This window comes from Flavobacterium pectinovorum (genome assembly GCF_900142715.1).
Classification (GTDB): Bacteria; Bacteroidota; Bacteroidia; order Flavobacteriales; family Flavobacteriaceae; genus Flavobacterium; species Flavobacterium pectinovorum.
Window position 1 is genome coordinate 390,999 of the sequence record NZ_FRBX01000006.1, and the last position, 16,659, is coordinate 407,657.

Sequence of the window (16,659 nt, forward strand, 5' to 3'; positions counted from 1 at the left end):
GATTTGATTGATTGATGATTTGCAATATTAGTACAATGAAAATTTTTAAAATTGTACAAATGCGAATTATTCTCTTTTTTTAGAAAGAAAATAAGAACTTGAATTAAATGTTTTTGGAGTTGTTTTCATCACATCTTTAAATTGTTTTATAAAATGTGACTGGTCAAAATATTTATTATAAAGGGCAATCTCTGTCAGGTTTAATTTTTCCAGACCGATATTTACCATTTGATCGATTGATTTCCTGAATTTCAGAATCTGAATGTATTTTTTGATTGTAAGTCCGGTTGCGGTTTTAAATTTAATTTGCAATAATCTTTGAGAGACATTTAAAATGTTTCCAATTTCCGAAACCGTAATTTCTTCGTTATGAATTTTAATGATTTCACAGATTCTTTCGACAAGATTTTTGTTTGAATGTGAAGTATTTAAGCCTTCAAAATACGTATTGATTATATCGAGTAAAACTAAAATATTGCCATTTAAACCACAATTAATTTCGTGTTTAAATGGTAATTCATTTTTATTAATCCTGATAATTGAATCGGTAAAATTGCTTAAATCATAATTAGGAAACATCGAAAGTGTCCAGGTATGCAATTGAATTATGGTGACTTTTGTTTTCGGCTGAATATGAACCAAAACTTTATTCGTCATTTGCGAACAAAAATAAAAACCTTCTGGCATTTCATATTTTTGTTTGCTTGTATGAACTTCGATAGAATTTCCACTCACAATGGCGAGATTAAAACAGCCGTTTGGTAAAACGAGTTTGTTTTCGATCAGGCTTTCGCCGATGCTGTTATCGAGACACCAAATTTTATTGACAAATCTTTCGCAATTTTCGCTCACATAATATTCTGAATATAAGTTCATTTTTAGATTATTATGTTGTTGATTGTCTCAGATTTATTTTTTTCCTGTAAATAATTCTACACTTGATGTTTTTTTAAACGGATCATTAAAGAAACTCAATAAAACCATATTAAAGAGTTCCGGTTTTTCGTAAGCACCAAAATGAGTAGCGCCTGGCATTACAAAAAAGTTAGAGTTTTCGATATTGTCAAAAATTTTAATCGAATGTTCTAATCGTATAGCATCTCTATCGCCCGACATAATTAGCACGGGACATTTAATTTTCTGCAAATCTTTCTCGGTGATATTAGGCTGATGCGCTAATAAAGTGTAGAGATTTTTGGTACGAGGATCTTTGGTTACTTTTAAAGTATCCAAAACCATTTGATCAATTTCGTTAAAAATGGCTTTTTTCCCCGGAAATATATTCGCACCAAAAGTGGCTACTTTCGCAGTTTTATCCGGATGATTTATAGCTAGCAAAAGACCTAGAATTCCACCATCGCTTTGTCCCCAAATATTAGCATTTTTAATTTTAAGGGAATCTAATAAAACGCTTACATCATCTGCCATTTGCACATAATTCAATTGTTTTTTTGAATCATCTACAGATTTTCCGTGGCCTCTGCTGTCAATTGCGATAACCTGAAAGTATTGTTTAAAATATTCAATTCTGCGAGTATGACCTTTTATTGATCCGCCATTTCCATGAAGTAAAACCAGCGGCTGACCGCTTCCGTAAACTTCATAATACATTTTGATGCCGTTAATTTGTTTGTAATGTCCCGCTTCAGGATTGTTTCCGTATGGAATTTTGATTTCTGTCTGCGCAGAAAGAGTTCCAAAAGTTAGTAGGAGAATTGAAAATAGAATGATTGATTTTTTCATTTGATTTGATTGATGATTTTGATTGATTATGACGTCTAATAATTTATTAGACGTCATAATTTTGGTTTTGTTTCAATATTGATTGAGAAATAGATCAATTATTAAATATTTTAAAATGTAACATAATATTAGGGGTAAAATAGTTAATCCAAATTGAAACCATTCTTCAATAGATTCAACTTCATCAGATTCTTGATCATGCCAAACAGAATTATACTTTTTTTTAAAATAAAGATTACGCTGATGTTTTTTTAAGATGTAATTATCACAGTATTTATACATTAATAGAAAGAATAATAAGTATAGAGACATAAATAGTGCTTCTTTTCTCTTTAGTGACATTTCATTATTATATGCAATAATAGAAAATATTGGAGATGAAATTGAAAAGTAAAAAAGTATATTATATGTTTTTTTCTCTCGCAATATTCTGTGTGTTGGAGGATGTACTAGAGTTACAAACCAAACAAATCCAAACCCGATAGAAATTGTTATCAAACTTACGATCTCCATTTTAAATTGGTGTTATTATGAAGCTAAAATAGGGAAATTTCTATTTGAACTCAGAAAAATATTCTCGTTTTGTATTTTTCCATTCCTCCAAAATAATACTATAATAAATATCATCTTTACTTTTTCCTTCAGAATCCACATAATTATTTCTAAAGATTCCTTCTTTTACAGCACCTAATTTCTCAATTGCTTTTTGAGATTTTGTGTTCTCCAAATCAGCACTAAATTGTATTCTTTTGAATTGAATGTTTTCGAAACCAAAATTCAGTAATTCGTATTTGCAGGCTTTGTTTAAACCGGTTCCCTGAAATTGTTTTCCATACCAGGTCCATCCAATTTCGCATTTTTGGCTAGCGTGGTTTAGATAACCGTATCTTGTGCTTCCGGCGACTTTGTTGGTTGCTTTGTCTATAATTAAGAATGGATAACAAATTCCTTCGGCTTTTTGTTTTAAGGTGTTTTTGATGTAGTTTTCGAAGTCATTTTCGGTTCGAACATACATTCCCATATATTTCCAGATTTCGTCATCAAAAATGATTTCTTTGAGTTCGATGTTTCTTTCATTTTCAAATGGAAGTAATAAAACGCGTTCGTTTTCTAAGATTATATTTGATTGTAATAGTTCGCTTTTCATAGGATTTTGTTTTAATTGTTTGCCACGAAGTCACAAAGGCGCAAAGTTTTTGCGCAATCTTGTCATTTCGAAATGACAATAAATGAGAAAAAACTTTGCGTCTTTGCGCCTTTGCGAGATTATTCTTCAGCGAAAATAATCCTTTTCGGATTTCTAATAAATCCATAAAAACAGGATTTTGTTATGAAAACGGGATTTGCATACTATATAAATCATAAATATTTCCTTTATTTTTAAGGTCTTGTAGAATTATTACTTATTTTTACGATCTTATATTTAGATTTTTCTTGATGCAAACTTCACTAAAAATTGCCGTTGTAGGTTCTGGATTGGTAGGATCATTATTGGCAATTTATCTTAAAAAAGCAGGTCACACCGTTCATGTTTATGATCGTAGTCCTGATATTCGCAAAATAAATTTTTCTGGACGTTCCATCAATCTGGCGATGTCAAATAGAGGCTGGAAAGCACTTGATGGCGTTGGCGTTGGCGATTCGGTTCGTGAAATCGCGATTCCGATGGACAAAAGGGCAATTCATCTGGTGGATAAACTCAATTTTCAGAATTACGGTCAGGAAGGTGAGTCGATCTATTCGATTTCGAGAGGAACTTTAAACCGGAAAATGATTGATCTTGCCGAACAAGCTGGAGCTGAATTTCTTTTTGACCAAAAAATATGGGACGTAACACTAAGCGATGCAACTTTGCACATTGGTGAAACCGAAAGAGGCGAGTGGGAGGAGAAGAAATATGATATGGTTTTTGGTGCCGATGGTGCTTTTTCAAGAATTCGTCACAGAATGCAGCGCCAAAGTATGTTTAATTATTCGCAGGAATTTTTAAATATGGGATATAAAGAATTGAATATTCCGGCAAATACTGATGCTACCCATAAACTGGATAAAAATTCTTTTCACATATGGCCTCGAGGCGAATATATGTTGATTGCGCTACCTAATCTGGACGGAAGTTTTACTTGTACTTTATTCATGCCTTTTGAAGGAGAAAATTCATTTGCATCGCTTACAGATCGAAAAATGGTGGAAGATTTCTTTACAAAAAATTTCCCCGATTCGATTGAAGTGATTCCGAAACTGGCCGAAGATTTCTTTAAAAACCCAACAAGTACTTTGGTGACCATGAAATGTTTCCCATGGACATACGAAGATAAAATTGCATTAATTGGAGATGCCTGTCATGCCATTGTTCCGTTTTACGGACAAGGAATGAATGCAGGTTTTGAAGACATTACGGTTTTAAACGAAATGATTGAGGAATACGGTGACGATTGGAAGAAGATTTTTTCTGAATATCAACTTTCACGTAAACCTAATGCCGATGCAATTGCAGAACTTTCGTACCGTAATTTTATGGAAATGAGTACAAAAACAGCCGATGAGAAATTCTTGCTTCAAAAGAAAATCGAAAAAGCTTTTTCTGATAAATATCCTGAAAAATGGATTCCGCTGTACAGCCGTGTCACTTTTAGCGATCGCCCATACGCAGAGGCTTTGGCGATTGGTGATTTCCAAAACGGAATTATGGAAGAAATTCTAAAAACAGACAACATCGAGAATATCTGGAACACTCCGGAAATTGACAACAAGATTTTGCAGTTGTTGCAAAACGCATAATTTTTTCTACCATATAAGTTATATAAGTTCATTTAATCTTTACGCAAAGTTTTTATGTGAACTTATATAACTTATATGGTGGAAATTTTTATTTTTTGAAGATTTTCGTTAGAACGCCAAAAACCCCTCTGATAAAAGTAGCACTTGTTACGACTTTCAAAACAGATTTTCCAACAACACTTGCTGTACTAGGTTCAGATTTTGAAGATCTTGTCGGGGCTTGTTCTTCTTGCTCTGCCGCAGCCTGAGTTGCTTCTTCAATTTTTTTATTTAGAATTTCGTAAGCACTCTCACGGTCAATTTCTTCACTGTATTTCTTTACTAATTTAGATTTGCTGTTGATAGCTTCGATTTCATCAGAAGTCAAAACATCCATTCGGCTCATTGGTGCACGCATCATAGTAGCGACAAGCGGTGTTGGAACTCCTTTTTCATTCAAAGCTGTTACTAAAGCCTCCCCAATTCCTAAATTAGTAAGCAATTCGTCTGTTTTGTAATATTGGGATGTTGGGTAATTATCAGCTGTTTTTTTAATTGCTTGTCTGTCATTTGCAGTAAAAGCTCTAAGAGCATGTTGAATCTTTAATCCTAATTGCGCCAAAACACCACTCGGAACATCCATTGGATTTTGTGTTACGAAATAAACGCCAATTCCTTTAGAACGAATTAATTTTACGATAGTTTCAATTTGTTCTAATAATGCTTTGCTGGCTTCGTTAAAAATTAAATGTGCTTCGTCAATAAAAATAACCAATTCCGGTTGTTCAGCATCTCCCTTTTCAGGCATCTTTTGGTAAATTTCAGCCAATAAACTCAACATAAAAGTCGAGAATAATTTGGGTTTGTCCTGAATATCGGTCAAGCGGATAATGTTTACATATCCTTTTCCGTTTTCATCAATTCGCATTAAATCATCAATTTCAAAAGATAATTCACCAAAAAACAAATCTCCGCCTTGTTGTTCTAATTCGATTATTTTTCTCAAAATTGTTCCCGTTGTTGCAGTCGAAATCTTGCCATAGCTTTGTGTGATTTCGTCTTTTCCTTCTTCGGTAATATAGTTAATGACCTTTTTAATGTCTTTCAAATCCAGTAAAGGCATTTGTTTGTCATCACAATATTTAAAAATTACCGCAACAACTCCGGCCTGCGTATCATTTAAATCTAAAATTCTGGAAAACAGTACAGGGCCAAACTCAGAAACCGTGGCGCGTAAGCGAACTCCGTTTTGTTTAGACAAAGACATTAATTCAACAGGAAATGCAGTTACATTATAAGGTATGTTTATTTTGGCATGACGCTCTGTAATAAAACCTTCCTCTTTTCCTTCTTTGGCTATACCACTAAAATCACCTTTTATGTCCATCATCAGGACGGGAATTCCGGCATTTGATAATTGCTCTGAAAAAACCTGAATAGTTTTAGTTTTTCCCGTTCCGGTGGCTCCGGCAATTAACCCGTGACGGTTTAAAGTTTTTAGCGGAATTTTTACGTGTGCCTCCGCAATTGGCTCGCCGTCAAGAATTGCACCACCAAGAATGATGCTGTCACCCTTAGATAAATAACCATTGTTTATATCTTGAATGAAATTGTCTTTTTTATTCATTTTTTTGTTTGTAATTTAGATGATTATAAGAGTATTGCTTTGTTTTTTAACAATTTGATTACTTTTTTTTTAGTAAGAAAAAGCTTTTTCGGGTTAAAAATATAATAAAAAATTATTTCGCAACTTTTTAAGAAGATATCAATGGAATCTTTGAATATTTACTAAAACGTTGTAATTTTCCCAGAAATCATGCTATTTTTTGTTTTATCGAAAACCTGAGGTTCGCAATTTAATGAGATATTTTTTAAATTGACGTTAAATTTGCTTGAATAAAATTAAAAAAAGTTTTTTTATTTAAACTAAACGTATAAATTTGCTCCTCTACAAGTTAAATATAACTAAAAAATAAAAATTATTTAAAACTATTAAAATTTAAAAAAAATGGCAAACGTTAAAGTTAAAAAAGAAAGCACTTCGAATGGGGGAGGAATGATCACTGGAATCATTATTGTTGCGTGTATTTTGGTTGGGGTGTTTATTTGGAAAGTAATCATGGGAGATGCTGCTAACTTCGAAGGAGGTAATCCTGAAACAGGTCACCCGATCAATACATTAGGTCAAGTATATAAAGGAGGATTTATTGTACCTGTATTATTAGGTATGTTTTTAATGGTTGTTGTGTTTTCTATTGAAAGATTTATCGTTATTGGAAAAGCGGCTGGAAAAGCTAACTTAGACAAATTCATGAAAAGCGTTCAGGGAAGTATCAAAGAAGGTAACATCGAAGCTGCTATCGCTGCATGTGACAAACAACAAGGTTCAGTTGCAAATGCAATTAAATCTGCTTTGATTAAATATCAAGACGTTAAAAAAGAAGGTTTCAACAGTGAAGAAGCTTCAGAAGTAATCCACAAAGAAATCGAAGAGGCAACTTCATTAGAAATGCCAATGTTAGAAAAAAATATGACTATTATCTCTACTTTAGTATCATTAGGAACTTTAGGAGGATTATTAGGAACTGTATCTGGTATGATTAAAGCGTTTGGTGCGTTAGCTTCTGCTGGAACTCCAGATCAGGCTGCTCTTGCAACAGGTATCTCTGAAGCACTTATCAACACTGCAACAGGTATCTCTACTTCAATCTTGGCTATCGTTTCTTACAACTTCTTTACTGCTAAAATTGACGATTTAACTTACTCTATCGATGAGGCTGGTACTACAATCGTGAATACTTACAGAAGATTCAGAGGAAGTTTGAAACAATAATTAATTTTTGAATAATTACAATTAATTATATCAAAATAAAAATAAAAGAGAATGGCTAAAATAAAAATGAAAAAAAAGTCAACATCGACAGATATGACTGCCATGTGTGATGTTGCGTTCCTTTTGCTTACGTTCTTTATTTTGACCGCTACTGCTAAAGTGCCAGAAGCACTTCCTGTAGATATGCCTTCTTCTACTGTTCAAAGTAAATTACCAGATTCTGATTTGGCAATTATTACGATAGGTAAAGGAGATGACGGGAAAAGCAAAGTGTTTTTTGACATTAAAGGGAGAGAGATTCGTAAAAGAACTCTTGAAGGAATGGGTGCAAAATTCGGTGTGACTTTTTCAGAAGATGATAAAACTAAATTTGCTTTGATGGATGACTTCGGTGTTCCGGTAACAAATTTGAAACAAATCATTGATATGAAGGCGTCTGATAGAGTTAAAGCAAATCAACCTGGTATTCCAATCGATTCTTTAGATAATCAATTAAAAGAGTGGCTTTTGGTAGCAAGAAGAGCTTCAATTGACATTGATGATAAAGAATTGCAGATTGCAATAAAAGGAGATGCTAAAGAACAATATCCACAAATCAAAAAGATTATGGATATTTTACAAGATCAGAAAATCAATTCCTTTAACTTAGTTACAGGTATGAGAGGAAAAGACTTTTAATTAAAAAAGATACACTAAAATGGCTGAATTAAATACCGGCGACGGTGGTGGCGGAAAAGGTGGCAAAGTAAGAAGTAAAAAGCAAAATTCTAAAGTCGATTTAACGGCAATGGTGGATTTGGCATTCTTATTGATCACATTCTTTATGTTAACCACATCGTTGTCAAAACCTCAATCGATGGATTTGTCATTGCCAGATAAAGACGATGATCCTACTAAAAATAAAGATATTAAGGTAGATGAGAATCGTACGATGACAGTAATATTAGGGGAAAATAATAAAATGATTTATTATATGGGATTATTAGCGTCTCCTATTGCTGGACCTAAAGATATTACATATGGTAAAGATGGTATACGTAGAGAAGTTCTTAAAAGAAAAAAATCAGTTTTAGAATATTCTGCTGCTCTAGGAAAACCGAAAAATGGTATCATCGTTATTATTAAGCCAACTAAAAAGTCAACTTATCGCAACTTAGTTGATATGTTGGATGAGATGGCGATAGCGGGAGTAGATACTTATGCAATTGTTCCTGAGTTTACACCAGAGGAAACAAATTTGATAGATAAAAAATAAGAGTTATCTTGTTTTAACCTCCTAATAATCAAGAAAAATGAAATTAGATATTATAAAAAATCAGTGGCTTGATATCGTATTCGAAGGACGTAATAAGATATATGGTGCATATGAGCTAAGAAAATCGAACAGTAAAACTACGATAAAAGCGCTTATCATAGGTTCTGTTATTTTTGCTTTTGCCGTTGCAGCTCCTCTTATTGCAAGTTTTTTACCAGACTCTCAAGAAGAAGATGTAAATAACGATATTAAGATTGCTACTGTAAAATTACCTCCGAAAAAAGAGGAAATTAAGCCAAACCAACCACCACCACCACCACCACCACCAAAAGTGGATCAGGTGAAGTTTGTGAAACCGGTTGTGGCTAAAGCAAATGAAATTACTGAAGATCCTCCAAAAATTGAGGAACTTAAGGATAAGAAAGTTGGTTCTGAAACTATCAAAGGAGATCCAAATGCAGTACTTACTGTAGATGAGCCAGTAGGAACAGGTCCTGTTTCTCAGGTAGTAGAAGAAGATAACAATGTGTATAACACAGCTGGTATCGAAGTAAAACCAGATTTCCCTGGAGGAATTGAAAAATTCTACAAATTCGTAGGAAATAATTACAAGACTCCAGAAGAAGAAGGTTTAAAAGGTAAAGTTTATGTTACTTTTGTAGTTGAAAAAGACGGTTCATTAACCGACATTAAAGTTTTAAGGGATATCGGTTACGGTACAGGAGCTGAAGCAATTCGTGTTCTTAAAAAATGTCCAAAATGGACTCCCGGCGAGCAAAATGGTAAAAAAGTCAGAGTACTTTACTCTCTTCCTATTACTATTCAATCTGCAGAATAATGTTAAAAGATATGCTTAATAATATTCAGAAGAAATCGCTCAAAGAGCGATTTCTTCTTGTTTTAGGAATACTCTTTTTTTTAATATATCTTGTACTGGGTTTAATGATTATGTTCTGGAAGAAACTTCCATTAGATATGGAACCTAAGTATAGATATGCTTTTGGTGGTTTACTGATTGTTTATTCGGCAATCCGTTTTTTAAGGTTAATTAATTCAAATGCAGAATAAATTATGTTGAAATATGGTAAAGTTTTCGGTTTAGTAGTTTTTGTCTTTTTGTTTGCCATGTGTAACCAAAAAAGCAAAAACGAATCGAAAGAAACAATTTTAAAGGGATCAATTGATATTGTTACTGATGAAACGATAAAACCAATTGTAGATGACCAGGTAGCTGTTTTTGAAGGAACGTATTACGATGCTAAAATTACTGTAAAACCTAAGTCAGAAGGTGAGCTTATAAATGATTTGTTAAGTCAGAAAGCTAAAGTAGTAGTGACAGCTCGTAATCTAACTAAAGAGGAATTACAAAAATTTGAAAAGAGTAAAATTAATCCAAGAGTAACTCCTTTCGCAGTTGATGCAATTGCTTTAATTTCAAACAAAAGCAATAATGATACTTTAATTGCGTTGAAGTCAGTAATAGATTTTATGCAAGGTAAATCAGACACAAGAATTAAAGGTTTAGTTTTTGATAATCCAAATTCAAGTACGGTGCGCTATATGAAGGATTTGGCAAAGGTTAAAGAAATTCCGTCAAATGGTGTTTTTTCTTTCAAAACAAATGATGAAGTTATTAAATTTGTTTCGGAGAATGATGGAATGATTGGTGTTGTTGGCGTAAATTGGTTATCACAGCCTTCTCCAAATATGGTTGACATTGTAAAGAAAATTAATGTTTTGAGCGTAAAAGGATTAAAAGATAATAACTATTATAATCCAACACAAAATGATCTTGCTGAATTAAAATATCCTTTGGCACGTGATTTGTTTATTATAAATTGTCAGGGATATTCTGGATTAGGAATGGGGTTTGCTTCATTCATCGCCGGAGATATTGGACAACGTATAGTTTTAAAATCTGGATTGCTCCCTGTTAGAACTCCCGGAAGAAAACTACAAATTAGAAGTCAAATTATAAACGATAAAGAATAAATTAATTACAATAAAGATGAATAAATTTAAAATTTTTAGTCTTGCCTTAGTTGCTTCAGCTTCTGTAGTAAAAGCGCAAGATATCAAAGAAGCTAAAAAAGCAATCGATGCAGAGCAATTTCAAAAAGCAAAATCATTGCTGAAATCAATCATTAAAGCAAAACCATCTGATGGAGAAGCTAATTTTGTTTTAGGTAATGTTTACTTAAATCAATCTATTATTGATTCTGCTAAAATTTATTACTTAAATGGATTAGAAGCATCTGAAAAGAAACACTTAAACTATATAGGTTTAGCTCAAATTGATCTTGATAATAAAAATACTGCTTCAGCTACTGCTAATTTTGGGTTAGCAACAAAAGACATAAAACGTAAAGATGTAGATGAATTTATTTACATTGGTAAAGCATACATGAATTCAGTAAATCCTGATTATACAAATGCTGTTGCCTCTTTGAAAAAAGCTTTAGCTATTGAACCACAAAATGCTCAGGCGCTTTTAGCAATTGGTGATGCATATTATGGAGCAAATAATCAAAATGACGCTTACAAAGCATATCGTGATGCATTTACTGCAGATCCAACACTTTTGAGAGCTAAAATGCAATTGGGAGTTTTGTTAAAAGGAGCAAAATCTTATGAGGAAGCTATTAAATCTTTCAATGAAGTTATTGCTTTAAATGCTAATTATGGACCTGTTTACAGAGAATTAGCTGAAACATATTACAAATGGGCTAGAAATAAACCTTCTACTTCTACTGTTAACTTGCAAAAAGCAATTACGAATTACGAGAAATATTTAAGCCTTACAGACTATTCTTTAGATTCAAAAATGCGTCATGCAGATTTCCTAATCTTAGTTAAAGATTATAAAAATCTTGAAGTTGTTGCAAACAAAATGATTGCTGAAGATAAAGTTAATCCAAGAATCTTTAGATATTTAGGATATGCTGCTTATGAAAATGGAAATTATGATGTAGCTATTAAATCTATTGAAGATTATATTAAAGTACCAACAAATAAAATTATCGGAAGAGATTATTTGTATTTAGGTTACGCAAAGATTAAAAAAGGAACTAATGCAGAAGGTGTTGTTGATCCTGCAGTTTTTAATGCTGGTTTAGCCGAAATTAAAAAAGGAGTTGCGATGGATCCTTTAGCTGTTGAAGAGCTTGGTGATTTTGGTAAAGAATTATTTGGTAAAAAACAATTTGCTCAGGCTGCAGCTCTTTATGAATTGAGCTCTAGTAATACAGAATCAAAAAATTACCTAACTGATAATGTGTATTATGGAATCTCTCTTTATTATGCAAATGTAAATAAAACGGCTACAGCTCCTGAAGTTGTTGCTGATTTAGGTAAAGCTGATGCTGCTTTTGACAGAGTTTTGGTTGCTTCTCCTACTTATGATGAAGCTTACTTATACAAAGGCAGAATCAATAACCTGTTAGAGAAAGATGATCAAATTATCAAAAACTACGAAGAGTATATTACTAAAATAACTGCAAAAGGTGCTGAAGAATTAGCGAAACCTGCGACAGTTAAGAAAATTGTAGAAGCTTACAATAGCATTGGTGCTAGTTATGCTAATACAGATAAAGCTAAAGCGGTTGAATATTTCAATAAAACTTTAGTTTTAGATCCGGCTAATACTTATGCTCAACAATCTGTGAAAGCTTTAAAATAATTATAGTTTTCTAATTAAATACAAAACCGATAGCTCGCAAGACTATCGGTTTTTTTGTTCCGTATTTAATTGACTATCTTTGCACTTTAAAATAAAATAATGTTATCAAAAGAAATACAATTAGAAGTAAATAAAGGAGCGATGTTGCCTTTGATGGAAGAATTTTATACCATTCAGGGCGAAGGTTTTCATACAGGAACAGCTGCTTACTTTATACGAATTGGAGGTTGTGACGTAGGTTGCCATTGGTGTGACGTAAAAGAAAGTTGGAATGCAGAATTACATCCGCCAACAAGTGTTGATTTAATTGTAAAGAACGCTGCAACTTATGCTGATACAGTTGTAATAACAGGAGGAGAACCATTAACATGGGATATGACTTTATTAACTCAGGAATTAAAAAATAAAAATTTAAAAGTTCATATAGAAACCTCAGGCGCTTATCCGCTTACAGGATTTTGGGATTGGATTTGTCTTTCTCCTAAAAAAAACAAATTACCAACCCAAACAGTTTATGATAATGCACACGAATTAAAAGTGATTATTTATAATAAACACGATTTTATCTTTGCAGAAGAACAAGCTGAACTTGTAAATGATGGTGCAATTTTATTTCTTCAGCCTGAGTGGAGTAAAAAAGAAGAAATGACGCCTTTAATTGTTGATTATGTAATGAACAATCCAAAATGGAGAGTTTCATTACAAACACATAAATATTTAAATATTCCATAAATGGTCTAAAACAAAAAAAAACTCTTCAAACGAAGAGTTTTTTTTGTTTTAAGTAAATAGTATACAACAATGTATAAAATGTATAAAAAGGATACAATGTTTTTATTTCCAGTTGTTATATTTTTTTAAAGAAGTAACATGCGCTAGGTGATGATTTCCGTGCCAGGCATAAAGACCGATAATTTCTTTTATTTTATATTCTGAGTTATTTTCCGGATGAATAAATGATTTTTCAAGTTCAGTTTTGGATAAACTTTTCATTAAAAATGCCAGTCGCGCATGTAAGCCTTCCAACAAAGTCAAACTTGACTCTATTGGCATAAGTAAATTATCTGGCAAAGCCGACCAAAGATTTTCGTCATATGGTTTTATAACCGGATTATTTTCTGTTAAAGTCCATTTTATTCGAATAAAACAATTCATATGGCTTTCGGCACAATGATGGATTACTTGGCGAACTGTCCATCCACCAGGACGGTATGGAGTATCAAGCTGATCATTATTTAAATTTCCTGTTTCTTTTTTCAGTCTTTCTGGAAAAGATTCTATTTCTTCAATCTTGGCTAATATATAATCTGATGAATACGTTTTAGGAGCAATAAATTTTCCAATCGGGTATTTTAATTTTTCTAAATCTAAATTTTCCATGAATTCGAGTGTATTTAAATTGAAAGTCTGGCCAAATAATCATAATGTTCTCCTTCTAAAACAAGTTCACATTTTAATCCATTTGCAATAGCAGCATTTTGAAGTGTGTTATAATCTAAGTACAACCAATCAAAAGGCTCTTCTTTTTCTCCTTTATAAGAAATATTAAAAACAAGTTCGCCATAATAATCATTATTTGATGGAATCCACTTTCCGCCATCTTCATCTTCGTCAAACATATATATTATATCAGAACTATCTAATAAAATTTGTCCGCCTTCATTTAAAAGTGATTTTAGTTTCGATAAGTATTTATTGCAGTTATCTAATTTTCCAAAAATGCCAACGCCATTCATCAATAATATAATGGTATCGAATTTTTCTTCCTCAAAATCTAAAATATTCTGAACCTTGGCATTTTTTACACCTCTAAGTTTACAGGTTTCTATTGCTTTTTCTGAAATATCTATAGAAGTAACCTCTAGCTTTCGATCATTTTGTAATGACAAGCTATGGCTTCCGGCTCCGCAACCTACATCAAGTATTTTTCCAGTTGCTAATTGTAGTGCCTTTTGCTCAATTTTGGGCATTTCAATATAAGAACGGAATAAATAATCTACGCTCATTTCATCTTCTTCAGAAATTGTAGTTTCGGTAATAATATGTTCAGGTGAATTATTGGTCTGAAAATCAAACATTGCTTTTCCAAAAAGATCTTTCATGGTAATTTAGTTCAAAGTTTAAGGTTTCAAGTTTAAAGTTGCTTAATTTTGTACATCAACTTTAAAAAGCAAACTTGAAACAGATTTTAAATAACTTAAATAAGTTAGCCAAAGATAAGCATATCGAAAATAAAAAGTATTTTGATAAGCTGAAAAAGAAACAACCTAAAAACTTAGATTATGTAATGCAGGATTTGCATGATGCCGAATTTAAAAAGACAGATTGTTTACAATGTGCCAATTGTTGTAAAACAACCGGGCCATTATTTACTTTGGCGGATATTGAAAGAATTTCAAAATCTTTTAGACAAAAACCACAGCAATTTATTGATCAATATCTTCGAATAGATGAAGATAAAGATTATGTTTTAAAAAGTGTGCCCTGTACTTTTCTTGATAATGAAAACTATTGTATGATTTATGATGTTCGGCCGAAAGCGTGCAGAGAATTTCCTCATACTGACAGAAAAAAGTTTCATCAAATTGCAGATCTTACATTGAAAAATGTTGCGATTTGTCCGGCAGCATATAATATTGTTGAAGAAATGAAAAAGAAATTACCACTTTAAGAACTTAAATGTTTTGTAATTGTTTTTAGTTACAATTCGTTTTTGCTTTTTTAAATGTATTTTTGAATAAGATAAACTTAACCAACTTAATAAATCAATAAGACCCTTATAAATTGAATCTGGAATATTTTATAGCAAAAAGACTTATTACTGCCAAAGATTACAAAAGCAGTATTTCGGCCCCGATCATCAAAATTGCCATTTCGGCTATTGCCATTGGCATTATAATGATGTTGGTTTCAGTTGCAACCGGAATTGGATTACAACAAAAAATACGCGAAAAAGTTTCAGCTTTCAATGGTCAAATTATTATTTCGAATTACGATAATAATAATTCAGATGTAACATTGGTTCCAATTTCTAAAAAACAAGATTTTTATCCCAATTTTAAGTCAGTTCCAGAGGTAAGTCATATTCAGGCAATCGCAAGTAAAGCGGGAATCATTAGAACTGAAAATTCATTTGAAGGAATTATTTTCAAAGGAGTAGGAGGAGATTATGACTGGAATAATATAAAAGAATATTTAGTAGAAGGTAAATTACCGGATTTTTCTAAAAACTTAAATGAAGAAGTAATTATTTCCAAATTTCTGGCAAATCGCTTAGACTTAAAAGTTGGAGATAATTTTAATACCTTTTTTATTAAAGAAGAACAAGGCAAGATGCCCAATAGTCGTCGATTCAAAATTACGGGTATTTTTAATTCAGGATTCCAGGATTTCGATGCAACTTATATAATAGGAGATATTCGCCATATACAACGAATCAATAAATGGAATCTGGATCAGGTTGGCGCTTTTGAAGTTTTTGTAAAAGATTTTAAGAATATTAAAACAACCGGTGATCAAATTTACGAACAAACATCTTCAAGTTTAGATACAAAAACTATAGTTGAAAAATACAGTTATATATTCGATTGGTTACAGCTCTTCGATTTCAATATCATCGTTATTTTGGCGGTTATGATTTTAGTAGCCACTATAAACATGGTTGTAGCTTTATTGGTTCTTATTTTAGAACGCACACAAATGATTGGAATTCTAAAAGCATTAGGAGCTAATAATTGGACAGTTCGCAAAATATTTTTGTACAATGCTTTCTATCTCATTATACGAGGACTCTTTTGGGGGAATGTAATAGGTATTTCCATATTGCTCATTCAGCAGCAATTCGGGATTGTTCAGTTAAATCCTGAAAATTATTATGTCAACCAGGCACCGGTTTATATAAATTGGGGCTATGTGATTTTATTGAATCTGTTGACTATTACAATTTGCTTTCTGGTATTGCTGATTCCTTCCTATATCATAACCAAGATTTCTCCAGTTAAAGCTATTCGATTCGATTAGTATAATTAAGAATTCACATTTACAATCCGGCAAGTTTTTAATAACTGTCGGATTTGTTTTTTATATAAGGTGAAAATTATACTGTAATATATAAGTGTGATTTTGTCAGAGCGAAGTCGGAGTTCCTTTATTGAAATTAATATTAATGAGGAGCTGTTTCCCGCTGTTCCTTCCAATCTTTTGTGGTGAACCGCACCACAAAAGGATTTTCCCTCCCATCGGGGCTAGGGGAGTTGTTTTCAGGAGAAGTGTTGTTTATATAAGGAGAAAGCAGAAAAAAAAGACTTTGTGTCTTAATGCCTTTGTTGCAAAAAGCCAAAAAAGGCATTCAAAAGGATAAAATCCCGGAAAAAAGCAGAAAGCAAATGT

17 protein-coding genes are annotated in these 16,659 nt (G+C 32.2%); 11 read left to right on the forward strand and 6 right to left on the reverse strand.

What is annotated here, in order from left to right:
* Nucleotides 1-66: 66 nt before the first annotated feature.
* From BUE22_RS20345 to BUE22_RS20360, 3 genes are all read right to left on the reverse strand, one after another.
* A complete protein-coding gene (locus BUE22_RS20345; protein WP_073397811.1) occupies nucleotides 67-876 on the reverse strand; it encodes a helix-turn-helix domain-containing protein in 810 nt (269 codons plus the stop codon).
* Between the two features lie 33 nt (nucleotides 877-909).
* Nucleotides 910-1,743, reverse strand: coding sequence for an alpha/beta fold hydrolase (locus tag BUE22_RS20350; RefSeq protein WP_073397859.1), 834 nt, complete (start codon nucleotides 1,741-1,743; stop codon nucleotides 910-912).
* Between the two features lie 553 nt (nucleotides 1,744-2,296).
* Nucleotides 2,297-2,890 carry a GNAT family N-acetyltransferase gene (locus BUE22_RS20360; protein ID WP_073397815.1) on the reverse strand — a complete coding sequence of 198 codons (594 nt, stop codon included), beginning with the start codon at nucleotides 2,888-2,890 and terminating at the stop codon, nucleotides 2,297-2,299.
* A 290-nt stretch (nucleotides 2,891-3,180) separates the two neighbouring features.
* Between BUE22_RS20360 and BUE22_RS20365 the strand changes: the two genes are divergently transcribed.
* Nucleotides 3,181-4,524 carry an FAD-dependent oxidoreductase gene (locus BUE22_RS20365; protein ID WP_073397816.1) on the forward strand — a complete coding sequence of 448 codons (1,344 nt, stop codon included), beginning with the start codon at nucleotides 3,181-3,183 and terminating at the stop codon, nucleotides 4,522-4,524.
* An 88-nt stretch (nucleotides 4,525-4,612) separates the two neighbouring features.
* Here BUE22_RS20365 and BUE22_RS20370 read toward each other — a convergent pair whose 3' ends face one another.
* Nucleotides 4,613-6,130 (reverse strand): helicase HerA-like domain-containing protein, encoded by a 1,518-nt coding sequence (locus BUE22_RS20370; protein ID WP_073397818.1) that lies wholly within the window; start codon nucleotides 6,128-6,130, stop codon nucleotides 4,613-4,615.
* 381 nt (nucleotides 6,131-6,511) lie between these two features.
* Between BUE22_RS20370 and BUE22_RS20375 the strand changes: the two genes are divergently transcribed.
* The 8 genes from BUE22_RS20375 to BUE22_RS20410 all read left to right on the forward strand — a co-directional run bounded on the left by BUE22_RS20375 (nucleotide 6,512) and on the right by BUE22_RS20410 (nucleotide 13,002).
* Nucleotides 6,512-7,336 carry a MotA/TolQ/ExbB proton channel family protein gene (locus tag BUE22_RS20375; protein WP_042563690.1) on the forward strand — a complete coding sequence of 275 codons (825 nt, stop codon included), beginning with the start codon at nucleotides 6,512-6,514 and terminating at the stop codon, nucleotides 7,334-7,336.
* A gap of 51 nt (nucleotides 7,337-7,387) precedes the next feature.
* Nucleotides 7,388-8,014: an ExbD/TolR family protein gene (locus tag BUE22_RS20380; RefSeq protein WP_042563691.1), complete on the forward strand. Its 627-nt coding sequence runs from the start codon at nucleotides 7,388-7,390 to the stop codon at nucleotides 8,012-8,014.
* Between the two features lie 19 nt (nucleotides 8,015-8,033).
* Nucleotides 8,034-8,591 (forward strand): ExbD/TolR family protein, encoded by a 558-nt coding sequence (locus tag BUE22_RS20385; RefSeq protein WP_042563692.1) that lies wholly within the window; start codon nucleotides 8,034-8,036, stop codon nucleotides 8,589-8,591.
* 37 nt (nucleotides 8,592-8,628) lie between these two features.
* The gene (locus BUE22_RS20390; RefSeq protein WP_042563693.1) at nucleotides 8,629-9,429 is read left to right on the forward strand and encodes an energy transducer TonB; all 801 of its coding nucleotides are present in this window, start codon (nucleotides 8,629-8,631) and stop codon (nucleotides 9,427-9,429) included.
* Nucleotides 9,429-9,659 carry a hypothetical protein gene (locus tag BUE22_RS23965; protein WP_026983456.1) on the forward strand — a complete coding sequence of 77 codons (231 nt, stop codon included), beginning with the start codon at nucleotides 9,429-9,431 and terminating at the stop codon, nucleotides 9,657-9,659. The genes BUE22_RS20390 and BUE22_RS23965 overlap by 1 nt, the downstream gene beginning before the upstream one ends.
* A 3-nt stretch (nucleotides 9,660-9,662) precedes the next feature.
* On the forward strand, nucleotides 9,663-10,583 hold the full coding sequence (locus BUE22_RS20400; protein ID WP_073397820.1) for a PstS family phosphate ABC transporter substrate-binding protein: 921 nt from the start codon (nucleotides 9,663-9,665) through the stop codon (nucleotides 10,581-10,583).
* Nucleotides 10,584-10,599: 16 nt separating this feature from the next.
* Nucleotides 10,600-12,270, forward strand: a complete 1,671-nt coding sequence (locus tag BUE22_RS20405) for a tetratricopeptide repeat protein (RefSeq protein WP_073397822.1) — start codon at nucleotides 10,600-10,602, stop codon at nucleotides 12,268-12,270.
* A gap of 99 nt (nucleotides 12,271-12,369) precedes the next feature.
* Complete coding sequence (locus tag BUE22_RS20410; RefSeq protein WP_042563696.1) at nucleotides 12,370-13,002, forward strand: 7-carboxy-7-deazaguanine synthase QueE; 633 nt, start codon at nucleotides 12,370-12,372, stop codon at nucleotides 13,000-13,002.
* Between the two features lie 102 nt (nucleotides 13,003-13,104).
* Here the strand turns inward: BUE22_RS20410 and BUE22_RS20415 are convergent, their stop codons facing one another.
* Both BUE22_RS20415 and BUE22_RS20420 read right to left on the reverse strand, forming a co-directional pair.
* On the reverse strand, nucleotides 13,105-13,650 hold the full coding sequence (locus BUE22_RS20415) for a YfiT family bacillithiol transferase (protein ID WP_073397824.1): 546 nt from the start codon (nucleotides 13,648-13,650) through the stop codon (nucleotides 13,105-13,107).
* Nucleotides 13,651-13,664: 14 nt separating this feature from the next.
* On the reverse strand, nucleotides 13,665-14,372 hold the full coding sequence (locus tag BUE22_RS20420; protein WP_073397826.1) for a class I SAM-dependent methyltransferase: 708 nt from the start codon (nucleotides 14,370-14,372) through the stop codon (nucleotides 13,665-13,667).
* 74 nt (nucleotides 14,373-14,446) lie between these two features.
* Here BUE22_RS20420 and BUE22_RS20425 point away from each other — a divergent pair, with 74 nt between their 5' ends.
* Together BUE22_RS20425 and BUE22_RS20430 are read left to right on the forward strand one after the other, a co-directional pair.
* Nucleotides 14,447-14,941, forward strand: a complete 495-nt coding sequence (locus BUE22_RS20425; protein ID WP_031455300.1) for a YkgJ family cysteine cluster protein — start codon at nucleotides 14,447-14,449, stop codon at nucleotides 14,939-14,941.
* A 113-nt stretch (nucleotides 14,942-15,054) separates the two neighbouring features.
* On the forward strand, nucleotides 15,055-16,290 hold the full coding sequence (locus BUE22_RS20430) for an ABC transporter permease (RefSeq protein WP_073397827.1): 1,236 nt from the start codon (nucleotides 15,055-15,057) through the stop codon (nucleotides 16,288-16,290).
* The last annotated feature ends 369 nt before the right edge of the window (nucleotides 16,291-16,659 follow it).